Origin of the sequence: Zobellella denitrificans, assembly GCF_002237365.1 — a bacterium.
In the GTDB taxonomy this organism is placed as follows: Bacteria; Pseudomonadota; Gammaproteobacteria; order Enterobacterales; family Aeromonadaceae; genus Oceanimonas; species Oceanimonas denitrificans.
In genome coordinates, this window is sequence record NZ_NMUO01000034.1 from 1 (window position 1) to 20,613 (window position 20,613).

The 20,613-nt window shown below is 65.7% G+C and carries 17 protein-coding genes; 8 read left to right on the top strand and 9 right to left on the bottom strand.

Annotation, left to right across the window (positions count from 1 at the left end):
* Positions 1 to 1,016: iron chelate uptake ABC transporter family permease subunit (locus CGX12_RS09140; RefSeq protein WP_217898156.1), on the bottom strand; the 1,016-nt coding region annotated here is incomplete at its 3' end.
* A gap of 109 nt (positions 1,017 to 1,125) precedes the next feature.
* Between CGX12_RS09140 and CGX12_RS09145 the strand changes: the two genes are divergently transcribed.
* On the top strand, positions 1,126 to 1,998 hold the full coding sequence (locus tag CGX12_RS09145; RefSeq protein ID WP_094039580.1) for a LysR family transcriptional regulator: 873 nt from the start codon (positions 1,126 to 1,128) through the stop codon (positions 1,996 to 1,998).
* On the opposite strand, the gene CGX12_RS09150 is transcribed toward CGX12_RS09145, so the two are convergent.
* Positions 1,988 to 3,949 carry a methyl-accepting chemotaxis protein gene (locus CGX12_RS09150; protein WP_094039581.1) on the bottom strand — a complete coding sequence of 654 codons (1,962 nt, stop codon included), beginning with the start codon at positions 3,947 to 3,949 and terminating at the stop codon, positions 1,988 to 1,990. The genes CGX12_RS09145 and CGX12_RS09150 overlap by 11 nt on opposite strands.
* Before the next feature lie 675 nt (positions 3,950 to 4,624).
* Here CGX12_RS09150 and CGX12_RS09155 point away from each other — a divergent pair.
* From CGX12_RS09155 to CGX12_RS09180, 6 genes are all read left to right on the top strand, one after another.
* On the top strand, positions 4,625 to 5,311 hold the full coding sequence (locus tag CGX12_RS09155) for a glutathione S-transferase (RefSeq protein WP_094039582.1): 687 nt from the start codon (positions 4,625 to 4,627) through the stop codon (positions 5,309 to 5,311).
* 15 nt (positions 5,312 to 5,326) lie between these two features.
* Positions 5,327 to 6,601: a mechanosensitive ion channel family protein gene (locus tag CGX12_RS09160; protein ID WP_094039583.1), complete on the top strand. Its 1,275-nt coding sequence runs from the start codon at positions 5,327 to 5,329 to the stop codon at positions 6,599 to 6,601.
* A 136-nt stretch (positions 6,602 to 6,737) separates the two neighbouring features.
* The gene (locus CGX12_RS09165; RefSeq protein ID WP_094039584.1) at positions 6,738 to 7,394 is read left to right on the top strand and encodes a potassium channel family protein; all 657 of its coding nucleotides are present in this window, start codon (positions 6,738 to 6,740) and stop codon (positions 7,392 to 7,394) included.
* The gene (locus CGX12_RS09170) at positions 7,373 to 8,695 is read left to right on the top strand and encodes a TrkH family potassium uptake protein (RefSeq protein ID WP_094039585.1); all 1,323 of its coding nucleotides are present in this window, start codon (positions 7,373 to 7,375) and stop codon (positions 8,693 to 8,695) included. The genes CGX12_RS09165 and CGX12_RS09170 overlap by 22 nt, the downstream gene beginning before the upstream one ends.
* Entirely contained in the window at positions 8,682 to 9,989 is a 1,308-nt protein-coding gene (locus CGX12_RS09175) for a DUF4118 domain-containing protein (protein WP_094039605.1), read from the top strand. Before CGX12_RS09170 ends, CGX12_RS09175 begins: the two co-directional genes overlap by 14 nt.
* The gene (locus CGX12_RS09180) at positions 9,986 to 10,672 is read left to right on the top strand and encodes a response regulator (protein ID WP_094039606.1); all 687 of its coding nucleotides are present in this window, start codon (positions 9,986 to 9,988) and stop codon (positions 10,670 to 10,672) included. Before CGX12_RS09175 ends, CGX12_RS09180 begins: the two co-directional genes overlap by 4 nt.
* Positions 10,673 to 10,946: 274 nt before the next feature.
* Here CGX12_RS09180 and CGX12_RS09185 read toward each other — a convergent pair whose 3' ends face one another.
* The 5 genes from CGX12_RS09185 to CGX12_RS09205 form a co-directional block, all read right to left on the bottom strand.
* Positions 10,947 to 12,674 (bottom strand): bifunctional protein-serine/threonine kinase/phosphatase, encoded by a 1,728-nt coding sequence (locus CGX12_RS09185; protein ID WP_096780072.1) that lies wholly within the window; start codon positions 12,672 to 12,674, stop codon positions 10,947 to 10,949.
* Positions 12,675 to 13,010: 336 nt separating this feature from the next.
* Entirely contained in the window at positions 13,011 to 14,477 is a 1,467-nt protein-coding gene (locus CGX12_RS09190; protein ID WP_094039587.1) for a NarK family nitrate/nitrite MFS transporter, read from the bottom strand.
* 238 nt (positions 14,478 to 14,715) lie between these two features.
* Positions 14,716 to 15,216, bottom strand: coding sequence for a M48 metallopeptidase family protein (locus tag CGX12_RS09195; protein ID WP_094039588.1), 501 nt, complete (start codon positions 15,214 to 15,216; stop codon positions 14,716 to 14,718).
* Positions 15,217 to 15,273: 57 nt separating this feature from the next.
* Entirely contained in the window at positions 15,274 to 16,632 is a 1,359-nt protein-coding gene (locus CGX12_RS09200; RefSeq protein ID WP_094039589.1) for a Fic family protein, read from the bottom strand.
* A gap of 85 nt (positions 16,633 to 16,717) precedes the next feature.
* A complete protein-coding gene (locus CGX12_RS09205; protein ID WP_094039590.1) occupies positions 16,718 to 17,602 on the bottom strand; it encodes a DMT family transporter in 885 nt (294 codons plus the stop codon).
* A gap of 102 nt (positions 17,603 to 17,704) precedes the next feature.
* Between CGX12_RS09205 and CGX12_RS09210 the strand changes: the two genes are divergently transcribed.
* Positions 17,705 to 19,141 (top strand): aminotransferase-like domain-containing protein, encoded by a 1,437-nt coding sequence (locus tag CGX12_RS09210; protein WP_094039591.1) that lies wholly within the window; start codon positions 17,705 to 17,707, stop codon positions 19,139 to 19,141.
* On the opposite strand, the gene CGX12_RS09215 is transcribed toward CGX12_RS09210, so the two are convergent.
* Both CGX12_RS09215 and bfr read right to left on the bottom strand, forming a co-directional pair.
* Positions 19,123 to 19,983 carry a (2Fe-2S)-binding protein gene (locus CGX12_RS09215; RefSeq protein ID WP_094039592.1) on the bottom strand — a complete coding sequence of 287 codons (861 nt, stop codon included), beginning with the start codon at positions 19,981 to 19,983 and terminating at the stop codon, positions 19,123 to 19,125. The genes CGX12_RS09210 and CGX12_RS09215 overlap by 19 nt on opposite strands.
* A gap of 158 nt (positions 19,984 to 20,141) precedes the next feature.
* A complete protein-coding gene (bfr, locus tag CGX12_RS09220; protein ID WP_094039593.1) occupies positions 20,142 to 20,612 on the bottom strand; it encodes a bacterioferritin in 471 nt (156 codons plus the stop codon).
* Position 20,613: the final 1 nt, after the last annotated feature.

The window sequence follows — 20,613 nt, forward strand, 5'->3', positions numbered from 1 at the left end:
GACAACCTGACCCGGGCCCTGCTGAGCGTGCCGACGGAATGAGCCGCTACCTGTTGCTGCCGCCCGCCCTGCTGGCGCTGGCCCTGCTGCACCTGCAGCTGGAGCCGACGGTGCCCCTCGCCGGGCAGGCGGATGGCGCTCTGATCCTGGGCATGCATCCGGCTGCGCAACAGCCACAACAGGGCGGGCGCGCCGATCAGCGCCGCCGCCGCGCCGCTCGGCACCAGATCGGTGGAAACCCGGCTGAAGCCCAGGGCGATGGCGTCGGTGGCCAGCAGCAGCAGGCCGCCGAGCAGGGTGGAGACGAGCAGCTCGTCGCGGGCGGTGCGGGCGCCGAAAAAGCGCGCCATGTTGGGGGTGAGCAGGCCGATAAAGCCGATCAGCCCCACCGCGGTGATGGCCAGCGAGCTCAGCCAGAGCGCGGCCACCAGCAGGGCGAGCAGCACCGGCCACAGGCTCAGGCCGCGGGCGCGGGCGGCGTCGTCCCCCAGGCGCAGCAGGGTCAGCGGCCGGGGCGCGAACAGCGCCAGAGCCACCGCCACCGGCAGCAACCGGGGCAGCAGCCAGAGCACCCAGTGCCAGTCGGTCTGGGCCAGATCGCCGGCGCCCCAGATAAAGAGGTTGCGGGTGTACTGATCGTTGAGCAGCACCAGCCCCGAGGCCAGCACGAAGGCGGCGGCGCTGCTCCAGCCGGCCAGAAAACGCCACAGCAGCCAGAGCCAGGGGGAGCTGGTCAGGCCCATGGCGGCCACGCAGGCCAGGTTCAGCAGCAGCTGGCGGCGCAGGCGTGGCAGTGGCTTGCTGCCGGGGCGGGAGCCGGCCAGCCAGAGGGCGCCGAGCAGGTAACCCAGGTAGTTGCCCGAGGCCAGCCAGCCGGCCAGCAGATCCGACAGGGGCTGGTCGGCCTGCATCAGCGGCAGCAGCGGGGTATAGGCGAAGCGGCCTATGCCCATGACGATGGCCAGCAGGGCGATGCCGGCGGCCAGGCTCAGGCGCCAGGAGGCGTGGGATGTCACTGTGGTTCCTCGTTTTCGTTCCTGCACCATCATTGCCCTTGTACGCCATCCAGTCTAATGATTAGTTATGATGCGACTTTCATAAAAAGTGATGGGTAAGGCGATGGCGATGGATTTGCATGAACTCAGGGTGTTTCTGGCGGTGTGGGAGCAGGGCGGGGTGACGGCGGCGGCCCGCCAGCTGCACTGCGTGCAGTCGAACGTGACCGCCCGGCTGCAGGCGCTGGAGAGCAGTCTGGGCACGCCGCTGTTCTACCGCCGGGCCAGGGGCATGGTGCCGACGCCGGCGGCGGAAAAATTGCAGGGCTATGCCCGGCGCATGCTGCACCTGGCAGAGCTGGCGCACCAGGCGGTGCAGCCGGCGGCACAACCGGAAGGCAGCCTGGTGCTGGGCTCGATGGAAACCACGGCGGCCATCCGCCTGCCGCCGGTGCTGGCGGACTTCCACCTGGCTCATCCCGGGGTGGAGATCCGGCTGCATACCGGCACCAGCGCCGAGCTGCGCCGGGAGGTGCTGGAATACCGGCTGGAAGGAGCCCTGGTGGGGGGCGAGCTGGACCACCCGGAGCTGGCGCAAGAGGTGCTGTTCGCCGAGGAGATGGTGCTGGTGGCGCCGGCAGGCTGTACCGGGCTGGAGGACGAGCGCATCCGCGCCCTGATCGGCTTTCGCCAGGGTTGCTCCTACCAGGCCCGGCTCGACGCCTGGATGAGGGAGCTGGGGCGGCCGCCGCTGCGCTTGATGGAGTTCGGCTCGCTTGAGGCCATCCTCGGCTGTGTGGCCGCCGGCATGGGGGTGAGCCTGATGCCCAGGGCGGTGGTGGCTCACCGGGATTATGGCCGGGGGCTGCGGCAGCTGCCGGTGCCGGAGCGGCTGGCCCGGGTCAACACCTGCTTTATCCGCCGCCAGGACATGCCGCCCAGCGCGGCGCTGCAGGCCCTGCTGGCGCGGCTGGGCGGTGGCCATGGGGCCGTCAGGTCCTGAAGCTGGACACCAGTTGCGTCAGCTGGCGGCTGAGGCCGGTCTGCTCGCCGTAGGCGCCTTCGACTTCGGTGGACATTTCCTGCAGCCGGTTGGCCGACTCGCTGATCGCCAGTATGTTCCGGTTGATGTCCTCGGTCACCAGTTGCTGCTCTTCGGCGGCGCTGGCGATCTGGGTCGTCATGTCCCGGATCTGCTCGACCGACGCCTCTATGGCTTCGAACGCCTGCCTCGTTTCATCGGACAGGGCGATGGCGGCGTCGGACTCTTTCAGGCTGTGCTCCATGGTGACGGAAACGTTCCGGGTACGGCTGACCAGCAGGCCGAGGATGTTGTTGATCTCCTCGGTCGACTGTTGGGTGCGGTTGGCCAGGGTCCGGACTTCGTCGGCGACCACCGCGAAGCCGCGGCCCTGCTCTCCGGCACGGGCGGCCTCTATGGCGGCATTCAGGGCCAGCAGGTTGGTCTGGCCGGCGATATCCTGAATGGTGGAGATGATATCGTTGATGCTCCCGGTCTCCTTCTCCAGCTCGAGGATGACGGCGTTCGCCTGGCGGATGCTGTCGCCCAGCCGGCCGACGCCGGTGGCGCTGCGGTCGATGATCTCCTTGCCGTCGCGGGTCGCGTTGAGGCTCCGATTAGACACGTCGGCGGTGTCGTTGCAGTTGCGGGCGACTTCGTTGGCGGTCGAGGCCATTTCGGTCACGGCGGTGGCGATCTGCTCCAGGGAGTCGCGCTGGTGCCCGATCGCGCCGGCCATCTGGCTGGCGCTGGCGTTGGTGCGCGCCGAAACCCTGTCCATGCTGGTCGAGGTTTCCTTGATGGCGCTCACCAGGCGCTGGGTCGAGGCCACGAATTGGTTGAACCAGCGCGCCAGCTCGCCGGTTTCATCCCGGCTGTCGACATCGAGCCGGGTGGTGAGGTCGCCTTCGCCCTCGGCGATGGTTTTCAAACGGCCCTTGACTGCATTGATCGGATTGACGATACGGCCGGCGATCACCAGTCCCAGCAGGCCGAACAGCAGCACCAGCACCAGGCTGACGATCAGGGTAGTACGCGTCAGTTGCTGCGCCTCGGCGTACACTTCGTCGCGCTGCATAAAACCGACGAACTTCCAGCCCAGTCCGGGCGATTGGTAGACATTGGCCATGTAGTCGACCCCGTCGATGGTGATGTCGAGCAGGCCGGCTTGCTGGGCCCCGAGCACCTTGAAGTTTCCGAGTTCGGCCAGGGGCTTGAAGTTGTTGGCCGGATTGCCGCCATCGACCAGGACATTGCCGTTGCCTTCGACGATCATGATAAAGCCGGTCTCGCCGAAACGGATCCGCTGCACCATGTCGGTGAGCGCCTTCAGCGAGACGTCGACCGCCACCACCCCCTCGAAGTCGCCGCGCTCGTCCCGGAAGCCTTTCAGCAGGGAGACATAGACCGAATCGTCACCTTCCCAGTAATAGCCGTCGCGCCGTACCAGCTGGTAGTTACCGTCGCGACCCAGGTCGAACCAGGGGCGCTTGCGCGGATCCCAGTTGCCGTAGTTGTCGCTGCCGGGCCATTCCAGATAGCCGCCGTGCCGGTCGCCCATATAGACGTACCCCAGGGTCGGGTTGTTGTTGCCGATGGCGCTGAACAGTTCGAACAGCCGCTGCTCGCGGCCGCCGTTGGCCATGGCAACCTCGGCGGGCTTGCGGCCCTCGTCGAAATAGGTGCTGATGGCGCCTTCGCGCGTCTGGCTCAGGATCGGATAGTCCGCCATCATCGACACCACGTGGCCCATGGTGTCGAAGAAGTTGCCGAAGGCCTGATCGACGATGGCGATGTCGAGGCTGCTGGCCTCGGCGAAGCGTTGCTTGGCGTCCTGGTTGACGTTGCGCAGCGTCAGCGCCACGACCACGATCACCGGCAACAGGGTGGTGCAGAGAAAAGCCGCGAGCAGTTTGGTTTTAATGCTGGTCATTGAACTGGACTCCGTAAGTAGAACGGCGGGAGCGGCGGAGCGCCTTCGTGCCCGAGCGGATGTTTTTTAAACAACTATCGTGCCCGAATTTGGGAATGGTTGGGTTCTTTTGGGATCCCGGTGTGCGGCGGAGCGAGAATGACGGGGCAGCCTGGGTGACGAGCCCGGCGATGGGCCGCCGATGGATGTTGCGGAGCCGTTCATATTCCTTTCTCCCTGTGAATGATTCACTGCGGTATTGAATAAGGGATCCTTACCCTGTGCCGTTCCATCGGCGGGGTCACTGTAATTAAGGTGCGGTGCCGAATTCTTATCGAAGCCGGAAATATTTTGCTTCACTATCGGATTTACAACAAGCCCATCTGCGGATGATCGTCGATGGCGTACCCTGTTTCGGGAGGGAACCCCGCTTTCTCCTTGATTCCCGCATTTTTGAGCAGTTTGACTCCGGGCGGTTGCTTAAAAACGACATGGACATGTCTACCAGCCCCACGACTGGTCAAGGAATGGCGGCCCCGAAGCAGGGCGGGCCGGCGGCTTCCCTTAGCGCCGGTTTACGATCCTTTGTACCCGGCCAGCGCGGACCAAGAGGCAGAACTCGGATGAAGCCGCTCCCGACCTGTGTCAGTATGGAAACCTGCTTTTTCGACAGTAGATTATCAGAGGGGGATTAAGATGATAACCCTGCATTATCTGAACAACTCCCGTTCCCAGCGCATCCTCTGGCTGCTGGAGGAACTGGGACTGGAATACCGGGTCCAGCATCATGAACGGGATAAAGAAACCCAACTGGCGCCGGAAAGCCTGAAAAAGGTCCATCCACTGGGCAAGGCGCCGGCGATCACCGACGGCGACCTGACCCTGGCCGAGTCCGGCGCCATCGTCGACTACCTGGCCCAGACCTATGGCCGGGAAGCCCTGCTGCCGGCGGCGGACTCCCCCGCCTGGTGGGACTATGTGTACTGGCTGCATTACGCCGAGGGCTCGCTGATGCCGCCGCTCTTGATGCGCTACGTGTTCGACAGGGTCAAGGCGGCGCCTGTGCCCTTCTTCGTCCGGCCCCTGGTCAACAGGATAGTGGCGGAGGTGGACAAGGCCTTCCTGCGGCAACAGATCAAGAGCCATCTCGACTTTGTGGAGGATCACCTTTCCTGCCACGACTGGCTGGTGGACGGGCGCTTCGGCGCCGCCGACATCCAGCTGAGCTTTCCGCTGGAGGCGGCCCTGAGCCGGACCGGCATGGGCGGGCAGTATCCCCGTATCCGGGACTATGTGGCGCAGCTGCAGGCCAGGCCTGCCTACCTGCGCGCGCTCAAGGCCGGCGGCCCCTACGCCTACGGGCCGGCGGTCACACCACCATAACAACGGGAGTCGTGTATGCAGGCGCAAGTCATGAACTGGCTGGAAGCCTATCAACTGGAATTTTCCGATCTCATTGCCTTGCTGCTGGTGCTGGGTTTTATCCTGGCCACCTCGGTCATCATTCACCTGGTGTTGCACCGGCTGGTGCTCCGGGCGGTGGAGACGCTGGCCCGGCGCTCCCGCCACTGGTGGAAGCGGGCGCTGTTCGACAGCAAGCTGTTCAACCGTCTGGCCTTCACCCTGCAGGGGGTCATCATCCATGTGCAGGCCGGGCTCTGGCTGAGCGGTGGCGGCCTCACCCTGGCAGTGATCCAGACCCTCGCCCACCTGTGGATACTGCTGTTCGGCCTGCTGTCGCTGTTTTCCCTGCTCGACGCCCTGCTGGATATCTCGGTGCAGTCGCGCACCGCCCGCAACCTGCCCCTGCGCGGCCTGTTCCAGGGCATCAAGCTGGTGGGCGCCATCCTGGTCGTCATCCTGATGGTGTCGGTGCTGATCGGCAAGTCGCCGGTGATCCTGTTCAGCGGCCTGGGCGCCATGACCGCCGTGACCATGCTGGTGTTCAAGGATCCCATACTGGGGTTGGTGGCCGGCATCCAGCTCTCCGCCAACAACATGCTGTCGGTGGGCGACTGGCTGGAGATGCCCAAGTACGGCGCCGACGGCGAGGTGATCGACATCGCCCTGACCACGGTCAAGGTGCGCAACTGGGACAACACCATCACCACCATTCCCACCTATGCGCTGATCGCCGACTCCTTCAAGAACTGGCGCGGCATGAGCGAGTCCGGCGGCCGGCGCATCAAGCGCAGCCTGCACCTGGATGCCAGCAGCGTGCACTTCCTGGATGAAAGCGAACTGAAGCGGCTGCACAAGGCCCAGTTGCTGGCCCCCTACCTGGACGACAAGGTGCAGGAGCTGGGCCGCCACAACAGCGAGCAGCAGGCGGATCTGTCGTCCCTGGTCAACGGTCGCCGGCTGACCAACCTGGGCACCTTTCGCGCCTATCTCAACGCCTACTTGCGGGCCCATCCGCACATCCACCAGCAGATGACGCTGATGGTGCGCCAGCTGGAGCCGGGCTCGAACGGCGTGCCCATGGAGATCTACGCCTTTACCAACACCACCAAGTGGGTGGAATACGAGGGCATCCAGGGCGACATCTTCGACCATATCTTCGCGGTGCTGCCCGAGTTCGGGCTGCGGGTGCACCAGACCCCCACCGGCTACGACATGCGGGCCCTGGGCGAGGGGCTGGTCCAGATGACGGGCTACCGGGAAGCGGGCTGAGCGTCCGCCGGCGGACATGGGTCGTCCTGGCCGGCCCATGTCTTTACAGTTTCTTTATATCCGTCCCCGCAATCTAAACACCCTCCTTATGCGTGTTTTCGTAGGCTTGGCTCATGGCTTACGGAGACTTCAAACCATGGCAAAAAAACGTATTGCGGTGATCGGCCTGGGCCGGTTCGGCTCGGCCTTCTGCCGGGCGGCGCGGGGCGCCGGCCTGGAGGTGATGGCGATGGACTCGGATCAGGGGCGGGTGCACGCCATCGCCGATGATGTGGCCGAGGCCATCATCGCCGACGGCACAGACCCCAAGGTGACCGCCAGTATCGACTGGCGGCAGTTCTTCGCGGTGGTGGTGGCCATCGGCACCGATCTGCAGAGCAGCCTGATCACCATCCTCAACCTGAAGGAGGCGGGGGTGGAGGCGATCTGGTGCAAGACCCGCGACAGCTATCACCACAAGCTGGCGCTGAAGATGGGCGTGAGCCGGGCCATCAACCCGGAGCAGGCCATGGGCGAGATGGTGGCGGCCTGGCTGGGCCACCCGGAGCTGTGCAGCCGCCAAGTGCTGTCCACCGGCCAGATGGTGGCCGAGATCGAGGTCACCTCGGCCCATATCGAGCGCAACATCATGTCCCTGCTCGGGCGGCACCAGGTGAAGCTGCTGTCCCTGTCCCGCTACAAGGACTACCAGCCCGAGCAACTGGCCCAGGCGGGCCGGCTGCAGCCGGGTGACAAGCTGCTGTTACTGGCCGGCGAGGAGCAACTGGAAGCATGTCTGCGCAGCTTGTCCTGACCCACAAACGGCTGGGCTCGCCGGCGCTGCTGCTGTTGCAGGGCTACCTGGCGCTGGCCCTGGCCGGCAGCCTGCTGCTGCTGTTGCCCGCGGCCCGGGTCACGCCGGTGGGCTGGCTCGACACCCTGTTCACCGCCGTGTCGGCGGTCACCGTTACCGGCCTGGTGGTGGTGGATACCGGCAGCGACTATTCGGCCCTGGGCCAGATCATCATCGGCTTGCTGATCCAGCTCGGCGGACTGGGCTACATGACCCTGGGGGCGGCGGCCATGCTGTCGTTCAACGCCAGCGTGGGGCTGCGCAACCAGGCCATGCTCAGCTCCTTCTGGCAGGTGGGGCCGGATCTGCGGCTGTCGGACGTGCTCCGCTTCTCCCTGCTGTTCAGCCTGGGGGTGGAAACGGTGCTGACGGCGCTGTTCGCCCTGCACTGGGTGCCGCTGCTGGGCTGGCAGCAGGGCCTGGGCACCAGCCTGTTCCATGCGGTGTCGGCCTTCAACAATGCCGGCTTCGCCCTGTTCGGCGACTCCCTGATGTCGGTGTCGCCGGGCTGGATGCTGCTGGCCCACGCAGCGGGCTTTATCATCGGCGGCCTGGGCTTCGCGGTGCTGTTCGAACTGCTGGTATTGCGCCGTTGCCGCAGCGTCCATACCCGGCTGGTGCTCTGGGCCACCCTGACCCTGTTGATGGTGGGTACCCTGCTGTTGCTGCTGTTCGAACAGGACCACAGCCTGGCCGGGCTGGGCTGGCGGGAACGCCTGCTGCACGCCTTCTTCCAGAACGCCACCGCCCGCACCGCCGGCTTCAACAGCCTGGACATCGCCGCCATGAGCCCGGCCGGGCAGAGCTGGCTGATGCTCAACATGGTGATCGGCGCCGGCCCCGGCTCCACCGCCGGCGGCATCCGCGTCACCACCTTCGTGCTGCTGATCACCGGGGTGGTGGCGGCCCTGCAGGGCCGCACCGAAACCCGCATGCTGGGTCGGATGCTGGGGGTGGAGTACATGCTGCGGGCCGCCGGCATCCTGGTGATCACCCTGATCCTGTTGCTGCTGGTGACCCTGCTGGCCTTCTACCTGATGCCCGGGGCGGATCCCTTCGCGATGATCTTCGAGCTGATCTCGGCCCTGGGCACGGTGGGGTTGTCGACGGGCATGACCGGGGAGTTGAGTCCGGGGGGCAAAGTGCTCATCATGGCAGTCATGATGATTGGCAAGCTGAGCCCGGTGTATCTGTTTACCGCCCTGGCGGGCAACCCGGAGCGTCCGCTGCGCTATGCGGGAGGCCGTATTGCCCTGGGATAATCCACGTCTGCCGCCCTGGCTTGTGAGCCTGGGCGGCCCCCTGCTGGCAGTGCTGCTGTTGCTGCCGCTGCGGGGCTGGCTCACCACCACCGACATCGCCATGGCGCTGCTGCTGGTGGTGGCGGTAATAGCGGTGCGCCAGGGCAGCCGCCGCGCCAGCCTGGCCACGGTGCTGAGCGTGCTGCTGTTCGATGTGCTCTTCGTCGAGCCCTACTACACCCTGCACGTGCACAACCTGGACTACCTGCTCACCTTCGCCGTCATGCTGGCGGTGGGCCTGCTGATCAGCCGGCTCAGCGGCCAGTTGCGCGGCCGGCTGGAGCGGGTGCGCCAGCTGTTGCGCCAGCTCAGGGGCATGTTCCTGCTGGCCCGGGGCCTGCCCGGGCACGGCCGGCCCGAAGCCATGTACGAGTTCGTGACCCAGCTGCTGGGCCGCCGGCTGGGCAGCCCGGTCAGCATCCACCCCGAGCCGCCGGCAGAGGGCGAGGCGCTGCCGGTGTTCGACAAGCAACGGCTGGTGGCCTACCTCTGCTGCGCCACCGGCCCCTACAAGGCCAACCGCACCCTGCTGCGGGTGGCGGCCTCGTTGCTGGGCCAGTCCCTGACCCGGGGCCGGCTGGCCCGGGCCGAGCAGGAGGCCCGGCTGGAGGCGGAGCTGGCCAGCGGCCGCAACGCCCTGCTGCGCTCCCTGTCCCACGATCTGCGCACGCCGCTGGCCAGCATCATGGGCAACGCCAGCATGCTGGCGGACCCCCAGGTGCGCCTGGGCGAGGCGGAATACCGGGAGATCGCCGAGGCCATCTACCAGCAGAGCCGGGTGCTGAGCAGCCATTTCGACAAGGTGATGGAGCTCAACCGGGTGCAGCGCCAGGAGCAGCCGAGCCTGCAGGTGGTGATGCCGGAGGAGGTGGTCAGTGCCGCCCTGCGCCGGCGTGGCAACCTGTTCGACGAGGTGCGCTTCGACTTTACCATCGACGACGACACCCCGGTGCAGGGCGACGCCACCCTGCTGGAGATCGCCCTGGCCAACATGCTGGAGAACGCGGTGCGCCACGGCCAGGCGCCCTTCCGGCTGGAAGGGCACTGGCACGGCGAACTCTACGCCTTTACCCTGAGCAACGGTTGCGGTGGCCGGGCGGTCCGGTTGCAGCGGGACGGCGGCGCCGGCCTGGGCGTGCCCATCTGCCGGGCGGTGGCGGACCTGCATCAGGGCGCCTTCTACCTGACCGAGAGTGATGACGGACACACGATGACGGCCCGCCTGGTGTGGCCGGCCTGGAGAAAAGCAGCATGACGGCCAACCAGCCCCATATCCTGATCATCGAAGACGACGCCTCCATGGCCCGTTTTCTGCAGACCCTGCTGCGCAGCCACCAGTACGGGGTGGAGGCGGCGGCCGGCGGCGCCGAGGGGTTGCGCTGCCTGAGTGGCCGTACCCCGGATCTGGTGCTGCTGGACCTGGGCCTGGGCGACATGGACGGGGTGGCGCTGCTGCGCGAGCTGAGAGCCTGGTCCGCGATGCCAGTGATCGTGATCTCGGCGCGGGAGCGGGAGGCGGAAAAGGTGGAGGCCCTGGACGCCGGCGCCGACGACTACCTGACCAAGCCGTTCGGTGCCCAGGAACTGCTGGCGCGGATCCGGGTGGCCCTGCGCCGCCCCGGGCGGGACGCCGAACTGCCCCTGCAGTTGGGGGACATCACCGTGGATCCGGCGGCGCGGCGGGTGTGCAAGGGCGGCGAGCCGCTGCACCTGACCCCCACCGAGTACAAGCTGCTGTTGTTCCTGCTGCGCCACGCCGAGAAGGTGGTGACCCACCGCCAGATCCTGAGCGCGGTCTGGGGCCCCGCCCACGTGGAGCACCACGAATATGTGCGGGTGCACATGTCCCAGCTGCGCCAGAAGCTGGAGGCCCAGCCCGCCCATCCCCGCATCCTGCTTACCGAGCCGGGCATCGGCTACCGGCTGGTGGTGCCCTGAGCGCGTGACCAGAGTACCCTTCAGTTTAAAAATTGACCAGCATGATGTTTCTTGGGGCGCGGGCGGCCCGCCCGCATGAGGGTGGCACCGAGGTGGGCGATGGCATAGCCCAATCTGCGATGCCTGTCCTGCCTCGCGCCTGTTAAACCTGCGGTGTGGTAAGCCAATCCTCGGGTTCGCGCTGCGCGCGAAGGCAGGCGGGCCGCCTGCGCTCCAAGGTGTCGAACGGCGCTGTTCCTGCGTTGCCGACGGGTTCCCGCGGCTGAAGCTGCGGCTAGGCCCCGCCCAGCAGCAATGCCAGCAGCAGGATATTGCCGAGCAGCAACAACAGCGACAGCCCCCGCCAGAAGGCGAGGGGGTGGCGTTCCACCAGCGGCAGCTGCTCCTCGCGCAGGTAGGCCGGGTTGGGTTTTCTGAGGTCGGCTTCCAGCTCGGACAGGGCCGGGTAGCGCTGGCCGGGCGACAGCGCCACCGCCCGGGCCAGGGCCCGGTCGACCCAGTGGGGCAACTGGGGCTGGTACTGGCGCAGGGAGGTGTAGCGCAACCGGTTGAGCTGGCCCCGGCCGCTGGCGGCGGCCAGCCGCTCGCCGTAGGGCAGCCGGCCGCTGAGCAACTGGTAGAGGATGCAGCCCAGGGCAAACTGGTCGGCGCGGGCGTCGACCGGCTCGCCCAGCAGGTATTCCGGCGCGGTGTATTGCTTGGTGCCGAGCAGGGCCTTGCGGGCGATGGGGGTGGCGATATCGGCGATGCCGGCGATGCGGGCGGAGCCGAAGTCGATGATCTTGGCCACCCCTTCCGTGGTCACCAGTATGTTGCCGGGCTTGAGGTCCTGGTGCAGCATGTCCAGCCGGTGAAAGGCGCGCAGCCCGGCCACCAGCTGGGGCAGCAGCCGGCGCACCTGCTCCAGCGGCAGGGGACCCTCGTCGTCCAGCAGCTGCTCCAGGGTGCGGCCCTCCAGGTATTCCAGCACATAGTAGAGAAAGTGCCGGGGCCGGCGCTGCTCCAGTACCCGCACCACATGGGGATGGTTGATGCGCCGGCCCACCCATTCCTCCAGCTGGAACCGCTCCAGGTAGGCGGGATCGTCCTCGAAGTTGACCGAGGGGGTCTTGAGCACCACCTGCTCGCCGCCCTCGGTGTCCACCGCCAGGTAGAGCTGGCTGGTGGAGCTGGCGTGCAGCTCGCGCAGGATGCGGTAGCCGTCGAGCACCATGCCCGGCTCCAGCTCGGGCGGAAAGGGCAGGTCGGTGAGGCGGGCGACCACCTCGTCCATCTCCGGCCGCGGCAGGGCGTCGATGCACAGCAGCTGGCAGCTGAGGTTGTCGTCGCTGCCGCCGGCCAGGGCCGCCTCGCAGATGGCGGCGGCGCAGGCTTCCGGCTCCGGATGCCGGTGCAGCAACTGCCTGAGCTCGGCATCGGGCACGAACTCGTAGACGCCGTCGGTCAGCAGCAGGAAGCGGTCGCCGGGCTCGGCCGGCAGCGACTTGTAGTCGATCTCCAGGCCGTAGTCCACGCCCAGGGCCCGGGCCAGGTATTCCCGGCCCTGACCCAGGCGGATGCGGTGATCCTGGGTCAGGGGTTCCAGATCGCCGTTGCGCCACAGGTAGATGCGGCTGTCGCCCACGTGAAACAGGTGGGCGGTGGTGGACTTGAGCACCAGGGCGGAGAAGGTGGTGGCGGCGGAGCGGGATTCGTTCAGGAACTGGCTGCCCTGGCTGCACAGCCAGAGGTTGATGGCGGTGAGCACCTTGGCGCCGGACTGCTTGACCGACCAGCTGTCCGGGGTGCTGAAGTAGTCGGAGAGAAAGCCGCGCACCGCCGACTGGCTGGCCAGGGCGGCCTGGTCGCTGCTGCTGATGCCGTCGGCCAGCACGCAGGCCAGGCCCTTGGCGTCGAGCAACTGGGGGTTGTCCGGGGCGTAGAAGCCCAGGGCGTCCTGGTTTTCGGCCTTGCGCCCGGCCAGCGAGTGCTGGCCGCAGCGCACCTTGAGGCTGTTGGTCAAAGGTGGTTCCTGGCGATGTTGTTGAGAGACCTTGGCGCGCATCACTCAGTTTGAAACGCGACCCGTTCGGCGTTTTATCCTGTAGGCGCCCGTTTACGTGGCGCAGCCTGCAAACGGAAGGACCCTGAAGGTCTGATGCCGTTTTCCTGCTGGTTCGTGCCAGGTTTGTGCCGGCTAAAGCGGCACCTACAGCGGATCCTACAGCGGCATCTAAAGCGGCACCTACAGCGGATTCTACAGCGGCATCTAAAGCGGTACCTGCAGCGGATCCTACGGCAGTGGCACAGTCGATACTACATATGGATAGCGCTGTGCCGGCCTGGTCGATTTCAGGGCTTAGTGTACATCTATCATCTGCACGGTGCCGTCGGGCAGCACTTCCGCCATCTGGCCGCGCGGCTCGTCCATCAGCTGCACCACCACCATGGTGAGGGCGGCCACGGTGCAGATCACCCAGAAGAACACCTGGGGCGAGACGAAGGACAGCACAGTCAGGAACACCACCCCGCCCACGTTGCCGTAGGCGCCGGCCATGCCGGCGATCTGGCCGGTGAGGCGGCGCTGGATCAGCGGCACCACGGCGAACACGGCGCCCTGGCCGGCCTGCACGAAGAAGGAGCAGGCCATGGTGACCAGCACCGCCAGTACCAGCGGCCAGCTGCTGTCCATCTGTCCCATCAGGAAAAAGCCCATGGCGGCGCCGGCCAGGCTCAGGGTCAGGGTCCGTTTGCGGCCGAGCCGGTCGCTGAACAGGCCGCCGCAGGGACGGGACACCAGGTTCATAAAGGCGAAGGCCGAGGCCAGTATGCCCGCCTGCACCGCGCTGATGCCGAAGGTGTCGCTGAAGAACAGCGGCAGCATGGACACCACCGCCAGCTCGGCGCCGAAGGTGGCCAGGTAGCCCAGGTTGAGCACCGCCACCTGCTTGAACTTGTAGCGATGGATGGCCGGCACCGGCTTGTGGAAGATGTCCTTGTTGACCTTGACGATGTGATACAGCTGCCAGGCGAACAGCACGGCCAGCAGGGCGTAGATCAGCTGGCTGGCGGTGGCGGACAGCAGGGACACGCCGGCCGGCGACAGCTTCCAGGTGAGCAGGGCCAGGGCCGCGTACAGGGGGATGCTCATCAGGATGTAGAGCACGAAATCGCCCTTGCTGGTCACTTCCATGGCGCCGGTCTTCTTGGGCTTGAAGTAGGTGGAGCCCTTGGGGGTGTCGGACACGCTGAAGTAGTAGATGAAGGCATAGACCAGGGCGATGGCGCCGGTCAGGCCCAGGGCGTAGCGCCAGCCATTGTCGCCGCCGAACAGCAGGGCGATGGCCGGCAGCACCATGGCGGCGGCGGCGGAGCCGAAGTTGCCCCAGCCGCCGTAGATGCCTTCGGCCAGGCCCACCTGCTTGGCGGGAAACCACTCGGAGATCATGCGGATGCCGATGACGAAGCCGGCACCGACAAAGCCCAGCATAAAGCGGGCCAGGGCCATCTGCTCAAAGCTCTGGGCCAGGGCGAAGAAGAAGCAGATCAGGCTGGAAATCCCCAGCAGCAGCGAATACATGACGCGCGGGCCGAACTTGTCCACCAGCATGCCCACCACGATGCGGGCCGGTATGGTCAGGGCCACGTTGAGGATCAGCAGGGTGGACACCTGCTGGCTGGTCAGCCCCATGGAGTCGCGGATAAACACCATCAGGGGGGCGTGGTTGAACCAGACCACGAAGCTGATGAAAAACGCCAGCCAGGTTAGATGCAGGACGCGGCTGTTGCCGCTGAAGGACAGTAGTTTGAGTTTGGAAGCAGACATGTGGGTGTTCTCGCTAAGCTCGTGACAATAATGTTGTACGGACCTAAGCCGGAATCATGCCAAGCTGGCAATGCCTTGTTTTTATTGCCTATTGTGTCCAAATGGCTGAGCGGTGGGCGGAGGCGGGAGCACCAAATCAAGGCGCTTTTGCAACGAAATGCACGATCACTGTGCAGAAAAAGGCCTATTGCACCAAAGTGGTACCTCTAAAGTGGTAGCTCTGCGCCATAAAGGTGCTTCAGGCGCTCTTCTGCTGGTCCCGCCACAGCAGCCAGAGCCGGGTGTCCAGCTCCAGTTGGTGATAGGTTGGTTCCATATGGCAGCACAGCTGGTAGAAGGCCTTGTTGTGCTCCTTCTCTTTGAAGTGGGCCAGCTCGTGGACCACTATCATGCGCAGGAATTCCGGCGGTGCCTCCCTGAACAGGGCGGCGACGGTGATGCTGTTGTGGGCCTTGAGCTTGCTGCCCTGCACCCGCGACTGGTAGGTGTGCATGCCGAGCGCCTGTTTGAGCACGTTGAGCTTGCTGTCGTAGCGCACCTGGCTGAGCGGCGGGCTCTTGCGCAGGTACTGGTTCCTGAGGCCGTTGATGTAGTCGTACAGCGCCCTGTCGCTCTGGATCTGATGGCGGGTCGGGTACTTGCGCTGCAGGTAACCGCCGAGCCGGCCGCTGTCGAGCAGCTCGCCGGCCTGGAGTTGGATGCTTTCCGGATAACCGGCGAGGTATTTGAGGGTATTCACCAGAGGCCCCGTACTGCTTGAACCGAGGCCCATTATACGCCGAAGCGGGGGGGCTTCCTATTCCACTATCTTCAGCCTGGTTTTCAGATCCGCCGGTGCTATGTAAAGCTGGGTGCGGCTGCCCCGACGCCGGCTGGCCACCAGCAGATCCTCGTCCACCAGTTTGTTGAGATAGCTGCGGGCGGTATTTTCGTTGATCCCCAGATCCAGGCTCACCGTCCTGGCGGTAAAGGTGCGACCCGGTTCCTTCACTGCCGTTTTCAGGATCTCCAGGTGACCGCGTTTCAGGCCCTGGGCTACGGGGCTGCTGTCGGTCCAGGCCATGAAAGAGTAGAGTTCCTGCCGCTTCTGCTCGATATAGTCGAGCAGGCCATGCACCGCCTTGATGATGACGCTCATCTGGTGATAGATGAAGTAGGTCAGATCGAAGTCGTCGGTTTCGGTGTAGATAAAGGCCCTGTCGTAATCGCCCCGTTTTTCCTGGATGTATTTGCTGATGGAGAGGTATTCGAACAGCCAGTAGCCGGACTTCAACATAAACCAGTAGAACAGGGCCCTTGCCGTCCTGCCGTTGCCATCGCCGAAGGGATGGATATAGCCCACCATGAAGTGCAGTATCACCGCCTTGATCACGGGGTGGATGAAAGTTTCCTGATGGTGGTCTCCGTGATCCCGGTTGGCGAAATCACACAGCGCCTGCAGCCGCTCGGGCAGCGTTTCCCAGTGGGGAGGCTGGTGCGCCACTTCGTTATAGAGATCGGTGACGAAGATGTTGTCGTCCCGGCGCAACTCGCCGGGGACGGCATCGTTGTCGATGGCGTCCCGCGTGGCGATTTCGTGCAACTCCAGCATGAGTTCCAGCGTCAGGGGCTCGTCCTTCCTTTCCACCGCTTTTTTCATCAGCAGGTAGTTGTTGAAGATCATCTGCTCCGACTTGTCCCGGGGAGGGCGGCTTTGCTCCAGCATGTCCTTGGCCACCTTGCGGGTGGTGGAGGCCCCTTCCAGTTGGGAGGAGGTGATGGCCTCCTCCATCATCAGGCTGTGCACCAGATAACGGTTCTTCTCGCTGGCGCCGACGAAGGGGCTGTCGCCCAGGGCGTGGCCGCCGCCGGTCAGGCGATCTATGGTGTGCAGCTGGGCGTACAGGGATTCGGGGACGCAGAAGGAAAAGCAGGCGCCGCGTTCGGCCTGCAGATCTTCCTGTCGTTTGGCTATGGCCCTCCGGGCCATCTTGACAGCCAGCCAGGCCATCTCGATATCGTCCCCTTTTGGTACCCGACGCTGGAACTGATCCCAGTGCAGATAGCGTCCCTTGTCGCCAATCGCCTTGTAGCGTTGCATCAGCTCGAACAATTGCCTGGGTTCAACATTGCCGAACAGCTCGTCGATGGGCTTGGGTACCCGTATTCTGGCCATGGGTATACCTTAACGTAAAAATGATAAATTGAGTTTACAGTTATGGTGCCAGTCAACAACTCAAATTTTTATTTTTACGTTTTGCTCAGGCGTAACGCCGGCCCAGGGCCACGCAGGCCACCACGGCCAGGCAGATCCAGATGGCCTGGGCCGAGATCGGCTCGCCCAGCAGCAGGGCGGCGAACCAGAGGGCGCCGAAGGGCTGCAGCAATTGCACCTGGCTGACCTGGGTCACGCCGCCCAGGGCCAGCCCCTTGTACCAGAAGAAAAAGCCCAGGAACATGCTGCAGCTGCCGAGGTAGATAAAGCTCAGCCAGCCCGCCGGGCTGGTGAGGGCCAACTCGGGGCGGCTCAGCCAGATCAGCGGCGCCAGCAGCGGCAACGACAGCACCAGCGCCCAGCAGATCACCTGCCAGCTGCCCAGCTCCCGGGTCAGTCGCGCCCCTTCCGCATAGCCCAGGCCGCACAGCACGCAGGCCAGCAACAGCCACAGATCCGCCAGCTGCCAGTGGCCCTGGGCCTGCTGACCGGCGTAGAGCAGCACCAGCGTCGTGCCCGCCAGGGCGCACAGCCAAAACCCTGCTTTTGGCCGGTGCCGGTGCAGCCAGGCGCCGGCCAGGGCGGTGCACAGGGGCAGCAGGGCGGTGACCAGCACGCTGTGGGTGGCCGACACCGTCTCCAGGGCGAGGGAGGAGAGGATGGGAAAGCCGAACACCACCCCGGCGGCCACCACCGCCAGCCGGGCCCACTGGCGGCCGCTGGGCAGGGACTGACGCGTCGCCGCCAGCAGCAGCAGGGCCAGCACCCCGCCCAGGCCGGCTCGGCCGGCACCCACGAACAGCGCCGGCATTTCCTGCACCGCGATGCGGGTGGCGGGCAGGCCGGCGGAAAAGGTCATGACCCCGAGCAGGCCCCAGGCCATGCCGAGCAGGGGGCGGGTATCGAGGGTAGGCTGGCTGCTGGTCTTCATGGCGGACTCCGGTTGCTTGCTTTTGGCCAGCTTAGCCGCTTTACTACCGGACAATCAGGACACTTCCTATAAAAATGACCCGAGTGTACAGGTAGCCACGCCATGACAATTTCCGCCGCCGATTGGGCTTTCGACAAGGCCGACAACCAGCCCTTCGTGGAGCAGCTGGTGCGCCACGCCACCCAGGCTATCGGCGAGGGGCGCTGGAAGCCTGGGGAAAAGCTGCCCTCGATCCGCGCCCTGGCCGAACAACTGGAAGTGAGCCGCTTCACCGTGGCCGACGCCTACGAGCGGCTGGTGGCCGCCGGCCTGGTGGTCAGTCGCCAGGGCAGCGGCGTTTACGTGGCGCGCAGCCCGCAAACCCGCCGGCTGGTGCTGGAGGTGGATGCCTCCGCCAGCGCCATGGCCCAGGAGGTGGCGCTGCTGCGCCAGGTGATGGATACCGAACGCTTCCGCTACAAGCCCGGCAGCGGCTGCCTGCCGGCGGACTGGCTGGGGGATCAGGACATCCGCTCCGCCCTGCGCGAGCTGGCCCGGCAGCCGGCGCCACTCACCGAATACGGCACCGCCCAGGGCCATCCCGCCCTGCGCAGCCAACTGGTGCTGCGGCTGGAGCAGCTCAATATCCAGGTGGATCCGTCTCAGATCCTGATGACCGCCAGCGCTTCCCACGGCCTGGACCTGGTGCTGCGCGCCCTGGTGCGGCCCGGCGATCGGGTGCTGGTGGACGACCCCGGCTTCTACAATTTCCTTACCCTGCTGCGGTTGATGGGGGCGGTGCCGGTGCCGGTGCCCCGGCGGCTCGAAGGGCCGGATCTGGCGCTGCTGCGCCAGGCCCTGGCCGAGCACCAGCCGGTGCTCTATATCACCAACTCGGTGCTGAGCAACCCGGTGGGGGCCAGCGTCGGCCGCGGCCGGGCCTACAAGGTGCTGAGCCTGCTCGCCGAGCACGGCTGCTGGCTGCTGGAAGACGACATCTACGCCGATTTCGACCCCCAGCAGAGCCTGCGTTATGCCAGCCTGGCCGGGTTCGAGCGCACCCTCTACCTGGGCAGCCTGTCCAAGACCCTGTCGGCGGACTTCCGGGTCGGCTTTATCGCCGGCAACCCGGCGATGATCGCCGAACTGACCGACATCAAGCTGATCACCGGCATGTCCACCCCCACCTCCACCGAGACCATCATGTACCGACTGCTCACCGGCGGCCGCTATCGCCGCCATGTGGAGCAGTTGCGTCGGCGGCTGGACGAGGTGCGGGAGCCGACCCTGGGGCGCTTCGAGGCGATGGGATTCCGGGTGGAGCACCGCCCGGCGGGCGGCTTCTTCTGCTGGCTGCGGCTGCCGGACGGCATTGGTGCCGGCCGGCTCACCAGCCTGGCCGCCGAGCAGAACCTGCTGTTGGCACCGGGGCGGCACTTCAGCCGCCAGCCCGAGGCGGACAGCCATGTGCGCATCAATATCGCCCACTGCCAGCACGAGGCGGTGTGGCGGGGGCTGGACAAGGCCCTGGAACAGGCCGCTCAGTCTGCGGCCAACTGAGCCCGTACCAGTTCGCGCAGGCGCCGGTCCCGGTTTTCCGGCTGTTCCCTGACGCAGGTGGCGCAGTAGCGGCCGCCCTGGGTGGTGTAGAAACGGCAGCAGCCGGCGCGGGTGCGGAAGCTGCGCCGGACCGGCTCGCGTCCGGGGTGGTCCGGGTCCGGCAGGACGATGTCGACAAAGCCGGTCTTGCGGTTGTACAGCGGGGAGCCGGGCTCCTTGAGCACGGCCAGGGCGAGGGCCCTGGCCCGCGCCTCGCAGCCGAGCCGCTGGCCCGCGTGCAGGAAGGCCAGCGCCACCGAGTCTGCCACCAGGCACCAGAGTCCGCGTTCGGGCAGGCCGCAGCGCCGGTGCAGCAGGCTCACCAGCGGGGTCATATGCTCCTCAAGCCCGTGCCGCAGCCGCCGCTCCGTCTCTTCTCCGGCATCGGCCGGGTAGCCGTCGGCAAAGCGCAGCAGCAGGCGGCGGGCGGTGCCTTCCTGGCCTTCATGCCGCCATTGGTACTCCTCCATCTTCAGCGCCAGCTGCGCCGGGCCGAATCCGGGCAGCCGCCCGCCCAGCAGCCGCAGCCCGGCCAGGGGCAGGGCCAGGTACCAGGCATAGCGGCCGAGCAGGAAAGCGCAGCGGGTCTTGAGATCGGTGTCGGGGTAATGGCTGCCCTCGTGTTCCAGCCAACCTTCCAGCAGCGCCGAGCCGGGCGTCATCAACGCCCCGGCCGGGGTCCAGCCCGGGTCGGCGGCACCGCACGACCAGCCGCTTTCTCCCAGCCGGGCCGACAGCTCGGCCAGTTCTCCGGCCAGGGAGGGGAGTGCCAGGGGGATCCGGAAGGAAGGGCTTGCCTGCATGGGGTCCTCGTCGGGAAAAGGGCGGCCGGATTGGACCAGCCTGAATCTGGCACAAATATTAACGATAATTGTTTTTATTTCAATGCTGGAATTGGGAAGATTAGGCGGCGCCGCTCCGTTGGAGCGCGGGCGGCGCGCCCGCATCTGTGCGTTTTCGGTCAGCCCATCTGTGACTGCAGGTAATTCTCCAGCCCGATCTTGTCGATCAAGCCCAGTTGCTTTTCCAGCCAGTAGGCATGGTCTTGTTCCGTATCGGCCAGCATCTGTACGAGGATGGCCCTGCTCTGGTAATCCTTCTGCTCTTCACAGAGCTTGATCGCGCTTTTCAGTGCCTTGTCGACGTCGTATTCGAGCTGCAGGTCGTTTTTGAGCATCTGCGGAACCTTCTTTCCGATTTTCAGGCCGGCACGCTGGGTCATGTCCGGCGTCCCTTCCAGAAACAGAATGCGTTCGATCAGCGCCGCCGCATGGCCTTTTTCATCGTCGAATTCGTGATCGATACGCTCGTACAGCTTGTTGAGCCCCCAGTCCTGATACATGCGGGAATGGATAAAATACTGATCCATGGCCGTTAACTCTCCGGCCAGCAGTTGGTTCAGGGTGTCGATGACCTTCTTGTTGCCTTTCATG

Excerpts from the sequence above, each read along its gene's own strand:
- CGX12_RS09145 (WP_094039580.1), top strand. The coding sequence starts at position 1,126 with ATGGATTTGCATGAACTCAGGGTGTTTCTGGCGGTGTGGGAGCAGGGC.
- CGX12_RS09150 (WP_094039581.1), bottom strand. The coding sequence starts at position 3,949 with ATGACCAGCATTAAAACCAAACTGCTCGCGGCTTTTCTCTGCACCACC.
- CGX12_RS09155 (WP_094039582.1), top strand. The coding sequence starts at position 4,625 with ATGATAACCCTGCATTATCTGAACAACTCCCGTTCCCAGCGCATCCTC.
- CGX12_RS09160 (WP_094039583.1), top strand. The coding sequence starts at position 5,327 with ATGCAGGCGCAAGTCATGAACTGGCTGGAAGCCTATCAACTGGAATTT.
- CGX12_RS09165 (WP_094039584.1), top strand. The coding sequence starts at position 6,738 with ATGGCAAAAAAACGTATTGCGGTGATCGGCCTGGGCCGGTTCGGCTCG.
- CGX12_RS09170 (WP_094039585.1), top strand. The coding sequence starts at position 7,373 with ATGTCTGCGCAGCTTGTCCTGACCCACAAACGGCTGGGCTCGCCGGCG.
- CGX12_RS09180 (WP_094039606.1), top strand. The coding sequence starts at position 9,986 with ATGACGGCCAACCAGCCCCATATCCTGATCATCGAAGACGACGCCTCC.
- CGX12_RS09190 (WP_094039587.1), bottom strand. The coding sequence starts at position 14,477 with ATGTCTGCTTCCAAACTCAAACTACTGTCCTTCAGCGGCAACAGCCGC.
- CGX12_RS09200 (WP_094039589.1), bottom strand. The coding sequence starts at position 16,632 with ATGGCCAGAATACGGGTACCCAAGCCCATCGACGAGCTGTTCGGCAAT.
- CGX12_RS09205 (WP_094039590.1), bottom strand. The coding sequence starts at position 17,602 with ATGAAGACCAGCAGCCAGCCTACCCTCGATACCCGCCCCCTGCTCGGC.
- CGX12_RS09210 (WP_094039591.1), top strand. The coding sequence starts at position 17,705 with ATGACAATTTCCGCCGCCGATTGGGCTTTCGACAAGGCCGACAACCAG.
- CGX12_RS09215 (WP_094039592.1), bottom strand. The coding sequence starts at position 19,983 with ATGCAGGCAAGCCCTTCCTTCCGGATCCCCCTGGCACTCCCCTCCCTG.
- bfr (WP_094039593.1), bottom strand. The coding sequence starts at position 20,612 with ATGAAAGGCAACAAGAAGGTCATCGACACCCTGAACCAACTGCTGGCC.